We start from the raw sequence: 9,925 nt of genomic DNA, 5'->3' as shown, positions 1-9,925 counted from the left end.
CGCCGACATCGGCCTCTTGAAGCCCCGGGCCCGCGACGCGCAGTTGCAACAGCGCGTCGTGGCCCAGGGCCTGGCCGGGCGCCAGCCCTTCCAGCCAGTCGTCCGTAGGCCCACCCGGGCCTGGGGGCCATTGTTCCGAGCAGGCCTGTAGCCGCGCCAGCAACGTCTTTTCCGCTTCCAGTTCCAACGCCTTCACTTGGGCACGTAGCGCCCCCAGGGTGGCATCTTCGTGCGCGGCGGTTCGCCATTGCCGACGCAGTGTGCGCAGCGGGCCGATCACCTCGCGTTGCCAGGGTTCGGCAATGTCGCGCAGGGCCTCGATACGCGCCGCGCTCACTACCACCCCACGGGCTTGCAGCCAGGTTGCGCACAGCAGCAGACAAACGTCGCCGCCCAGGCCCTGCAAGGTCAGGCAGGCGCTTTCCACGCCGGGCCGGCCATACACGGCCAGGGCGTGATTCCACAGGTCGGTGTGCATCATTCCACTCACGCTACGGGCCGAGGAAGCTGGTAGACTCCGCGACCATCATGATCAGACTATCCAACCTCACTTTACAGCGTGGTCCGCAGCGCTTGCTAGAAGGCGCCGAGATGACCCTGCACGCCGGTCACAAAGCCGGCCTGATCGGCGCCAACGGTGCCGGAAAATCCAGCCTGTTCGCCTTGCTGCGCGGCGAGCTGACGCCCGATGCCGGCGACTGCCAGTTGCCCGGTGACTGGCGCATCGCGCACATGCGCCAGGAGGTCGATACCCTCGACCGCCTGGCCGTGGACTACGTGCTCGATGGCGACGCGCGCCTGCGCAAGGTGCAGGGCGAGCTGGCGGTGGCCGAGGCGGCCCACGACGGCACCGCCCTGGCGCGCCTGCACAGTGAGCTGGAAAGCGCCGATGGCTACACCGCCGATGCCCGCGCGCGCAAGCTGCTGGCGGGCCTGGGCTTCACCAACGAGCAGATGGACCGCCGCGTCGGCGATTTTTCCGGTGGCTGGCGGATGCGCCTGAACCTGGCCCAGGCGCTGATGTGCCCGTCCGACCTGCTACTGCTCGACGAACCCACCAACCACCTGGACCTCGATGCCATCCTCTGGCTGGAAGACTGGCTCAAGGGCTACCCCGGCACGCTGTTGCTGATCTCCCACGACCGCGACTTCCTCGATGCCGTGGTCGATCATGTGCTGCACGTCGAGCAACGCAAGCTCAACCTGTACAAGGGCGGCTACAGCGCCTTCGAGCGTACCCGCGCCGAGCGCCTGGCGCAGCAGCAGCAGGCCTACGAGAAGCAGCAGGCCCAGCGCGCGCACATGGAAAAGTACATCGCCCGCTTCAAGGCCCAGGCCACCAAGGCCCGTCAGGCGCAGAGCCGGATCAAGGCCCTGGAGCGCATGGAGGAGCTGTCGGCGGCGCATGTCGATTCGCCGTTCGACTTCGTCTTCCGCGAATCGCAGAAGATCTCCAGCCCGTTGCTCGACCTCTCCGAAGGGCGCCTGGGCTATGGCGACAAGGCCATTCTCGACAAGGTCAAGCTGCAGCTGACGCCAGGTGCGCGGATTGGCCTGCTGGGTCCCAACGGCGCGGGCAAGTCGACCCTCATCAAGAACCTCGCAGGCGAACTCGAGCCGTTGTCCGGGCGCCTGGTGCGTGGCGAGAACCTGGCGGTGGGCTACTTCGCCCAGCATCAGCTCGACTCGCTCGACGACAAGGCCAGCCCGTTGCTGCACCTGCAACGCATCGCCCCGAACGAACGCGAGCAGACCTTGCGCGACTTCCTCGGTGGCTTCGACTTCCATGGCGATCGCGTCGACGAGCCGGTGCTGAACTTCTCCGGTGGCGAGAAGGCCCGCCTGGCCCTGGCATTGATCGCCTGGGAACGGCCCAACCTGCTGCTGCTCGACGAACCGACCAACCATCTGGACCTGGAGATGCGCCTGGCCCTGACCATGGCCCTGCAGGAATTCGCAGGTGCTGTGGTGGTGGTTTCCCACGATCGTCATCTGCTCAAGAGCACCACCGACGACTTCCTGCTGGTGGCCGATGGCAAGGTCGATACCTTCGACGGTGACCTCGACGACTACAGCCGCTGGCTGGTCGAGTACCGCCAGCGCAGTGCGCCCGCCAGCAGCGCGCCGGTCAACCCGGACAAGACCGACAAGAAGGCCCAGCGCCAGGCTGCCGCGGCTTTGCGCCAGCAGTTGGCGCCGCACAAGAAGGCCGCCGACAAGCTCGAGAGCGAACTCAACCAGGTGCATGCGCAGCTGGCCGAGATCGAAGCTGCCTTGGGCGACAGCGGTTTGTACGAGGCCGCGCGCAAGGATGAGCTGCGTGACCTGCTGGCCAGGCAGACCAAGCTCAAGCAGCGCGAGGGCGAGTTGGAGGAGGGCTGGATGGAGGCCCTGGAAACCCTCGAGAGCATGCAGGCTGAGCTTGAGGCGCTGTCTTGAGGCATTGATGTTGCCAGTGCCGACCTCTTCGCGGGTAAACCCGCTCCTGCAGTGACTGCTGTAGGAGCGGGTTTACCCGCGAAGAGGTCGGTACAAGCATCGAAATCCCCACAATTCACTGGTCATTTTTTCGCCAACCGCTTAATTTAACGTTTTGCAACATTTGTTCGAGCGAAGCGAGGTGTGTGATGTCGATGGAAGTGTGGCTGGGCTTCTTTGCCGCGTGCTGGATCATCAGCCTGTCGCCGGGTGCCGGGGCGATCGCCTCGATGTCCAGCGGGCTGCAGTACGGTTTCTGGCGTGGTTACTGGAATGCCCTGGGCCTGCAACTGGGCCTGATCGTGCAGATCGCCATCATCGCCGCCGGTGTCGGCGCCGTGCTCGCCGCATCCGCCACGGCCTTCCTGGTGATCAAGTGGTTCGGGGTCGCCTATCTCGTATACCTGGCCTACAAGCAGTGGCGAGCCTTGCCGATGGACATGACCGACGAATCCGGCGTGCGCCCGATCGGCAAGCCGCTGAGCCTGGTGTTCCGTGGTTTCCTGGTCAACGTCAGCAACCCCAAGGCCCTGGTGTTCATGCTTGCGGTGCTGCCGCAATTCATCAACCCGCATGCGCCGCTGTTGGCCCAGTACGTGGCGATCACCGTGACCATGGTCAGTGTCGACCTGCTGGTGATGGCGGGCTACACCGGCCTGGCCGCCCGCGTCCTGCGGGTGCTGCGCACGCCTAAGCAGCAGAAGCGCCTGAACCGCACTTTCGCCGGGCTGTTCATCGGCGCTGCCACATTCCTCGCGACCCTGCGCCGCGCACCAATCTGATCGGCTTCGGGGGCGCCAGGCGCGCCCCCGTCATTTAGGCTTGTCCACCAGCCCCTTGAGCAGGTCCACCGGTAACGGAAAGACGATGGTCGAGCTCTTGTCCCCGGCAATCGCGCCCAAGGTCTGCATGTAGCGCAATTGCATCGCGCCTGGCTCCTTGCCGAGCATTTGCGCCGCCTGCATCAGTTTCTCCGAAGCCTGCAATTCCCCTTCGGCATGGATGACCTTGGCCCGTCGTTCGCGTTCGGCCTCGGCCTGGCGGGCGATGGCGCGGACCATCGACTCGTTGAGGTCGACGTGCTTGATCTCGACGTTGGCCACCTTGATGCCCCACGCATCGGTCTGCGCATCCAGCACCTGACGAATATCCGAATTGAGCTGCTCGCGCTCGGCCAGCAGTTCGTCCAGCTCGTGCTTGCCAAGTACCGCGCGTAGCGTGGTCTGCGCCAGTTGGCTGGTGGCGGCGAGAAAGTCCTCGACCTGGATGATCGCCTTTTGCGGGTCGAGCACGCGGAAGTACACCACCGCGTTGACCTTGACCGATACGTTGTCGCGGGTGATCACATCCTGTGGCGGCACGTCCAGCACCACGGTGCGCAGATCGACCCGGACCATCTGCTGGACCACCGGGATCAGCAGGATCAGCCCCGGCCCCTTGACCTGCCAGAAGCGCCCCAGTTGGAACACCACACCCCGCTCGTACTCGCGCAGGATGCGAAAGGCCGAAAGCAACAGCATGGCCAGCACCACCAGCACGGCGGCGAAACCCACCTGCATGAACATGGTCATTCTCCTTGCGCCGCGGGCGCGGTGGCGCTCACCTGCAGTATCAGCCCCTGGCGTGCAGTGATCCGCACCTGCTGGCCGAGGCGCAAGGGTGTCGCGCTTTGGACCTGCCACTGTTCCCCCTGGGCCTGCACCATACCGTTGCGCGGGGCGTCCGCCGTCACCCGGGTGACGGTCGCCAGGCTGCCGACCAGGCCGGCATCCCCGCTGACCAACGCTCGACGCCGCGCCTTGATGGCCATCGCCAGCGCACCGGCGACCAGCAGTGCCAGCAACACCGCCAGGATCGCGATCAAGGCCGTGGATCGAGCGAAACCGGGCACATCGCTATCGACCAGGAGCAGCGCGCCGACCACGCAGGCGACGATCCCGCCAATGCCGACGACGCCATAGCTGGGCAGCAGCGCCTCGGCGGCGATGCAGGCGAAGCCAAGCGCGATCAGCGCCATGCCGGGATGGCTGATGAGCGTCTGCAGGCTGCTGCCCGCGTCGGGCGTGGGCACGCCCGATGCGGCTTGGCTGGCCATAGCCAGGGCCAGCATCGCCAGCAGCGACCAGCGGCTACTTCTTGGGTTCACCTGTCGTCACCTCGTCGAGGCCTATAGGTAAAGTTTAGTCATGCCTGGCGGTGCTCGGCCTAAAATTGAAGATTGGGGGATCATCCGGAGGTGCATCATGCGTATGGCCAAGACTCTGCAGCAGCGCCTGGACCAGGCCAACTGCGACTACGACATCATTCCCCATCCACATTCGGCCAGCAGCCTCGAGTCGGCCCGTACCGCGGGCGTGCCCGCCGAGCGGGTCGCCAAGTCGGTGATGCTCGACGATCGCCATGGCAACTACATCATGGCCGTGTTGCCGGCCAACCGGCACCTGGACATGAGCAAGGTGCGCATGACCGGCGCCTGGCAACTGACCCGCGAAAGCGGTCTGCCGAGCCTGTTCGGCGACTGCGAGCGCGGCGCTGTGCCGGCGCTCGGCGATGCCTACCAGATAAACATGCTGCTCGATTCGAGTCTTACCCGTCAGGGCGATGTCTACCTGGAGGCAGGTGACCACGATCACCTGATCCACATGAGCATGGAGCAATACCTGAAACTGGTCCCGCGCGCCGAAGTGCGCGAATTGTGCTGATGTTCTTCAACCCATGCCGGGCGGTGTCGTGGACAACCGCCCTGGCGCCCAGGAGGCAACATGGACGCACCGATTCATCCGTTTTCGGAGATCTTCAAGCAGCTCGGCCTATCGGACGACCCGACTGACATCGAGCGATTCATCACCACGCATTCGCCGCTCGACGACGACATCAAGCTGGTGGATGCGCCGTTCTGGAACGAGTCCCAGCGCGCTTTCCTCAAGGAAAGCTACGCCGAGGATGCCGATTGGATACCCATGATCGATCAACTCAACGAAGCGCTGCATCCCCAGAAAAAATAAGCGCCGAGCGGCACCTGTGAGTAATTTGGCCGTTGCTATGCTCAGGAAAACAATAAGGGGATATCGCGATGAAAGATCCCTATGTGCCAGGTTTCTGGTGCTCCGTGACGATCCTGGGCACACTGACGGCCGGTTACTTCTACGGCATCCGCCACACGCACCAGATGAACCAGGCGGTGCAGTTTCTGTACGCAGCGGCAGCGGTCACTGCGGCAGCGACGTTGGTGGCGTTGACCTGGATCGCCTGGCAGCAATGGCACCTGAACAAGCGTGAGGTGATCCAAGGCCGAACGTTGCTGACCATCTGGAACACCAAGGTAGCCCTGCGCCGGGTCGAGACGGTGTTCGACCGCTACTTCTGGGGCAGCTACTGGCATTCCGGGCGGACCTTCGAGGAGGTCATGGGCGAGCTCAAGGGCACGCCGCTGGAGCAGAGCCTGGATGCCCTCAAGCGCCAGTGCCGGGCGCTGGACCGTGAGGTCCACGACCACCACCACCACTGGCTGGCCAATGCCCGCGACCTCTCCAGCGTGGCCACGGCCATGGCGCGCGAACGTTATCAGTTGGATTTGTGCGAGCCCTCCAGCACGGGCCGCGGCAACACCGCGGTGCTCAATCGCGACCTGGAGGTGCTGGTGTACACCTGGTCGGCACGCCTGCGCAGTTTCGATCACCAGCTCGACGAACTGGAGCGTGCCTACCACTGAGGCCGATCATTCGCCGCGGATGTATTGCTCCAGCTGCTGGATCAGGCCTGCTTGCTCGGCGATGGTTTCCTTGACCAGGTCACCGATCGACAGCAAGCCGAGCAGCTTGCCGCCATCGACCACCGGCAGGTGGCGCAAGTGGCGGTCGGTCATCAATTGCATGCAATCGTCCAGCTTCTTCCTGGGCTCGACCGTGACCACTGGCGCGCTCATGATTTCCCGCACCGGCGTGGCCGCCGACGAGCGACCCTTGAGCACCAGCTTGCGCGCGTAGTCGCGCTCACTGACGATGCCTACCACCTGTCCGTCCTCCACCACCGGGAGCGCACCGATGTTCTTTTCCGCCAGCAGCTTGAGGGCCTCCAGCACCGAGTCGTCAGGGCCGATGGTGTACACGGTCTGATGCTGGGACTTGGTCTTGAGCAGTTGTTCGACGTTCTTCATAAGGGCCTCTGCGGGGTGAAAAGTACGACCTGTCGGAGTAAATAAAGCATCCGGCACGGCGCCTTGCACGGCAATGCAGGAAACGGCATGGAGGCGATTGAAAAACGTCATTGGCCCAGACCGCAGGCACAAAAAGGGCAGCCCACTGGCTGCCCGCTGTTCATCAGCGCTGCCGATGCGCTCAGGCTTTCGGATTGCGGCCGAAGCGGTTGTCGCCCGGGGTGCTGTCCAGGCACAGGAACACCAGGTTGACGATCGGCAGCAGCAGCCACCAGCCGCTGCGGTCGCTGTCATGCAGGCGACGCACGCCCACGGCGATGCTCGGCACCATCATGGCCAGGTTAGCCAGGGTACTGAGGACCTGCGGGATGTTGAGGATGGTTTCGATCACCGTGAAGCCCAGCACGATCAGCGTGCTGACCAGGACGAACAACCAATACTCCTTGCGCCGCGCACGGCCCTGGAACTCGGCGTACTTGCGCATCACATGCATGAAGACATTGCCGAAGGTGATCGGCGTGTTGTCGGCGGCAGCTGCCATGCTGCCGCTGGCAACCTGGGTTGCACCGCAGCCTGGGCAGCTCAGTGCCGACTCATGAATTTCCTTGGCGCAGCCGCGGCAGAACACCATGCTCATTTGTAATCCCTCACAGTTGGTTGACTTGCGAAAACAGTCCCAGGAAGCAGGCCAGCGAAATGCTGGCCATGACCACGCCGGCGATGGCCAGGCCATTGGCGGGTCTGTTCTGGGTGATACCGATGATGCCGAGCAGCAGGCCGAGGCCGCCGATCATGCTCATGCCCGTCAGGGATTCGTTATCCCAGGCGCCGTCATCGAACAGCGTCAGCAGGCAGATGATGCCGATGATCAAGGAGGTGATGCCCAGCCCGGACGATTGACTGCCGGTGGCCTGGGGCTTGGCGGGGACGGCGAACTGAGGAGCGCCGCATTGCGGGCAGGTGTGCGCCGTTTCGTGCAGCTGATGAGCACAGCCGCGGCAAAATACCATTGCCATTAGCAATCCTTTGTAGCGCTCTTCGAGCGTGTCCCTGTCGAAAATTCTTGCCACTGCCATCGTGGAGGGCGCGCAGAGGTTACCAAACATTTCGTGAATGGCGAAACAGTGGCGCGCTGGGAATGCCGTTCTGCTGCCGAGTGGGGGCCAGCAGAAACGACAAAGCCCGCACGTGGCGGGCTCTGTCATGAAGATGGCGCACTCGGCGGGATTCGAACCCACGACCCCTGCCTTCGGAGTCCTAAAAGTCGGCGTTTGGAATCAGTACGTTAGCGGGGATTAGCTGGAATTTCAATGGGTTGTGGTAGCTGGGGTTAGCGGGTTTTCGCCCCGGTTAGCTGGGCGAGTGTGGCAGATTTGTGGCAACCAATTTTGAGGTATGACCGCACACCTAATTGTTGAGCTAATCAGAGGGGGAGCTGTGGATGACCAGAAATGGACGATTTGCGGCATCACTGCTTCGCTGAACAACACCAGAGACATCTGCTCAGGGGGCAGGTCGCCGCTAGTCACCGCTATACGACGATCCTGTACCGAGTTGAATTGTTAATTTTTGAGCATAGCAAGGCGTTGGCACCCCTCCAGCACCGTATGATCCGATTGAATAGCTTCGCGGTCTATACCAATAGCGATAGCCCAAGCTCTTTCAGGAATGCGTTGTGTTTGTCCCGAGCCTTCTTGATAGATTCTTCCAAAGCGGCCAGTTCGTGACTAACCGCGTTCAATTCAATTTCTTGCTCTGCGCTGGTGGTACTGAGGTATCGAGAAATGTTCAAGTTAAAGCCGTTTTTCTCGATTTCTTGCATTTCCACCCTGCGTGAATAGCGGGGCTCCTCCTGGCGAAACTGGTAGGTATCGATGATTTTGGCAATGTGGTCTTTGGTCAGTTGGTTCTGGCGCTTAACTTTGCTGAAATGCTCTGCCGCGTTGATGAACAAGACGTCATCGGGCTGTTTACACTTTTTCAGCACGAGGATACAGACCGGAATACCTGTCGAGTAAAAAAGGTTCGACGGCAGGCCAATTACCGTGTCGATATGACCGTCCTTGAGCAGCTTGGTACGGATGCGCTCCTCGGCGCCGCCCCGAAACAGCACGCCATGGGGCAGGATAATGGCCATCACGCCTTCGTCCTTCAAAAAGTGAAAGCCGTGCAGCAGAAAGGCAAAGTCTGCCGCCGATTTCGGCGCCAGGCCGTGATTTTTGAAGCGCACGTCATCGGCCATGGTTTCGCTTGGGTCCCACCGGTAGCTGAAGGGCGGATTTGCGACCACAGCATCGAACACAGGTTTTTTCGCCGGGTTCAGCTCACGCAAGATGTCCCAGTCGTTACTCAGGGTATCGCCGTGGTAAATCTCGAACTCGGTGTCCTTGACCCCGTGCAGCAGCATGTTCATGCGGGCCAGGTTGTAGGTGGTGATGTTCTTTTCCTGGCCGTAAATCTTGCCGATACCATGGGCGCCCATGCGCTTGCGCACATTAAGCAGCAGCGAGCCCGAGCCGCAGGCGAAGTCCAGCACGCTTTCCAGGCGTTTCTTGGTGCCGGTCTTGGGATCTTGGCTGTCGAGAGTGACGATAGCGGACAGGATGTCGGACACCTGTTGCGGGGTGTAGAACTCGCCCGCCTTCTTGCCTGAGCCAGCAGCAAACTGGCCGATCAGGTATTCGTAGGCATCGCCAAGCGCATCTATGTCTTTTGAGAAGTCGACGAGTCCCTCGGCGATTTTCTGGATGATGGTACAGAGCTTGGCGTTGCGATCCGCATAGGTTCTGCCCAGTTTGTCTGAGCCAAGATTGATCTCGGAGAACAGGCCCTGGAAGGTGCTCTCGAACGACTCGGTTTCGATGTAATTGAAGCCCGCTTGCAGCGTCGTGAGCAGATCGCCGTGCTGGGTGCGCGCCATATTGGCGATGCTGTTCCAAAGGTGTGGCGGGCGGATGACATAATGCACCTTGCGGCGCATCTGTTTTTCAAACTCAGGGATGTCATGCGGGTTGTTGGCATACCAGAGTGCCAGCGGCACGCGGCGATCCTCACCTTCAACGCTGGGATACTCCCTGCCTAACTCCCTCTTGGCTGCTGCCTCGTAGTTATCCGACAGATAACGCAGGAAGAGAAAAGACAGCATGTAATCGCGGAAATCGTCCGCATTCATCGCCCCACGCAATTGATCGGCAATGGCCCAGAGAGTGTTGCCCAGTTGTTTTTGATTCTGTTCGGTCATGATAATGTGTCGTCGTCCGATTTGGCGGGTAAAGGCTCGCTGTCGAGCCC

The 9,925-nt window shown here is 62.0% G+C and carries 11 protein-coding genes and 1 pseudogene; 5 read left to right on the top strand and 7 right to left on the bottom strand.

Going from position 1 to position 9,925, the window contains the following annotated elements; genetic code table 11:
• Positions 1 to 478, bottom strand: a 478-nt coding sequence (locus tag IAE37_RS23880; protein WP_201177549.1) for a TIGR02444 family protein, incomplete at its 3' end; no start/stop codon positions are given.
• A gap of 50 nt (positions 479 to 528) precedes the next feature.
• Here IAE37_RS23880 and IAE37_RS23875 point away from each other — a divergent pair.
• On the top strand, positions 529 to 2,439 hold the full coding sequence (locus IAE37_RS23875; protein WP_201177547.1) for an ATP-binding cassette domain-containing protein: 1,911 nt from the start codon (positions 529 to 531) through the stop codon (positions 2,437 to 2,439).
• Between the two features lie 188 nt (positions 2,440 to 2,627).
• A complete protein-coding gene (locus IAE37_RS23870) occupies positions 2,628 to 3,260 on the top strand; it encodes a LysE family transporter (RefSeq protein ID WP_201177539.1) in 633 nt (210 codons plus the stop codon).
• 30 nt (positions 3,261 to 3,290) lie between these two features.
• Here IAE37_RS23870 and IAE37_RS23865 read toward each other — a convergent pair whose 3' ends face one another.
• Together IAE37_RS23865 and IAE37_RS23860 are read right to left on the bottom strand one after the other, a co-directional pair.
• The gene (locus IAE37_RS23865; RefSeq protein ID WP_201177537.1) at positions 3,291 to 4,043 is read right to left on the bottom strand and encodes a slipin family protein; all 753 of its coding nucleotides are present in this window, start codon (positions 4,041 to 4,043) and stop codon (positions 3,291 to 3,293) included.
• Positions 4,044 to 4,045: 2 nt separating this feature from the next.
• A pseudogene (locus IAE37_RS23860) lies at positions 4,046 to 4,624 on the bottom strand (NfeD family protein); the annotation flags it as partial.
• 97 nt (positions 4,625 to 4,721) lie between these two features.
• Between IAE37_RS23860 and IAE37_RS23855 the strand changes: the two are divergent.
• From IAE37_RS23855 to IAE37_RS23845, 3 genes are all read left to right on the top strand, one after another.
• Positions 4,722 to 5,180, top strand: a complete 459-nt coding sequence (locus IAE37_RS23855) for an aminoacyl-tRNA deacylase (protein WP_201177535.1) — start codon at positions 4,722 to 4,724, stop codon at positions 5,178 to 5,180.
• Between the two features lie 60 nt (positions 5,181 to 5,240).
• On the top strand, positions 5,241 to 5,483 hold the full coding sequence (locus IAE37_RS23850) for a DUF2789 domain-containing protein (RefSeq protein WP_201177533.1): 243 nt from the start codon (positions 5,241 to 5,243) through the stop codon (positions 5,481 to 5,483).
• A gap of 68 nt (positions 5,484 to 5,551) precedes the next feature.
• Positions 5,552 to 6,190, top strand: a complete 639-nt coding sequence (locus IAE37_RS23845; protein WP_201177531.1) for an NADH:ubiquinone oxidoreductase subunit N — start codon at positions 5,552 to 5,554, stop codon at positions 6,188 to 6,190.
• 6 nt (positions 6,191 to 6,196) lie between these two features.
• On the opposite strand, the gene IAE37_RS23840 is transcribed toward IAE37_RS23845, so the two are convergent.
• The 4 genes from IAE37_RS23840 to IAE37_RS23825 all read right to left on the bottom strand — a co-directional run bounded on the left by IAE37_RS23840 (position 6,197) and on the right by IAE37_RS23825 (position 9,875).
• Positions 6,197 to 6,634, bottom strand: a complete 438-nt coding sequence (locus IAE37_RS23840; RefSeq protein WP_192938608.1) for a CBS domain-containing protein — start codon at positions 6,632 to 6,634, stop codon at positions 6,197 to 6,199.
• 181 nt (positions 6,635 to 6,815) lie between these two features.
• The gene (locus tag IAE37_RS23835) at positions 6,816 to 7,271 is read right to left on the bottom strand and encodes a DUF805 domain-containing protein (RefSeq protein ID WP_236410129.1); all 456 of its coding nucleotides are present in this window, start codon (positions 7,269 to 7,271) and stop codon (positions 6,816 to 6,818) included.
• A 10-nt stretch (positions 7,272 to 7,281) separates the two neighbouring features.
• On the bottom strand, positions 7,282 to 7,650 hold the full coding sequence (locus tag IAE37_RS23830; protein WP_201177529.1) for a DUF4190 domain-containing protein: 369 nt from the start codon (positions 7,648 to 7,650) through the stop codon (positions 7,282 to 7,284).
• A 617-nt stretch (positions 7,651 to 8,267) separates the two neighbouring features.
• Positions 8,268 to 9,875 carry a type I restriction-modification system subunit M gene (locus IAE37_RS23825; protein ID WP_201177528.1) on the bottom strand — a complete coding sequence of 536 codons (1,608 nt, stop codon included), beginning with the start codon at positions 9,873 to 9,875 and terminating at the stop codon, positions 8,268 to 8,270.
• Positions 9,876 to 9,925 lie beyond the last annotated feature (50 nt).

The organism is Pseudomonas sp. S31 (genome assembly GCF_016648105.1).
GTDB lineage: Bacteria > Pseudomonadota > Gammaproteobacteria > Pseudomonadales > Pseudomonadaceae > Aquipseudomonas.
This window is presented reverse-complemented; position numbering and strand designations above follow the sequence as displayed.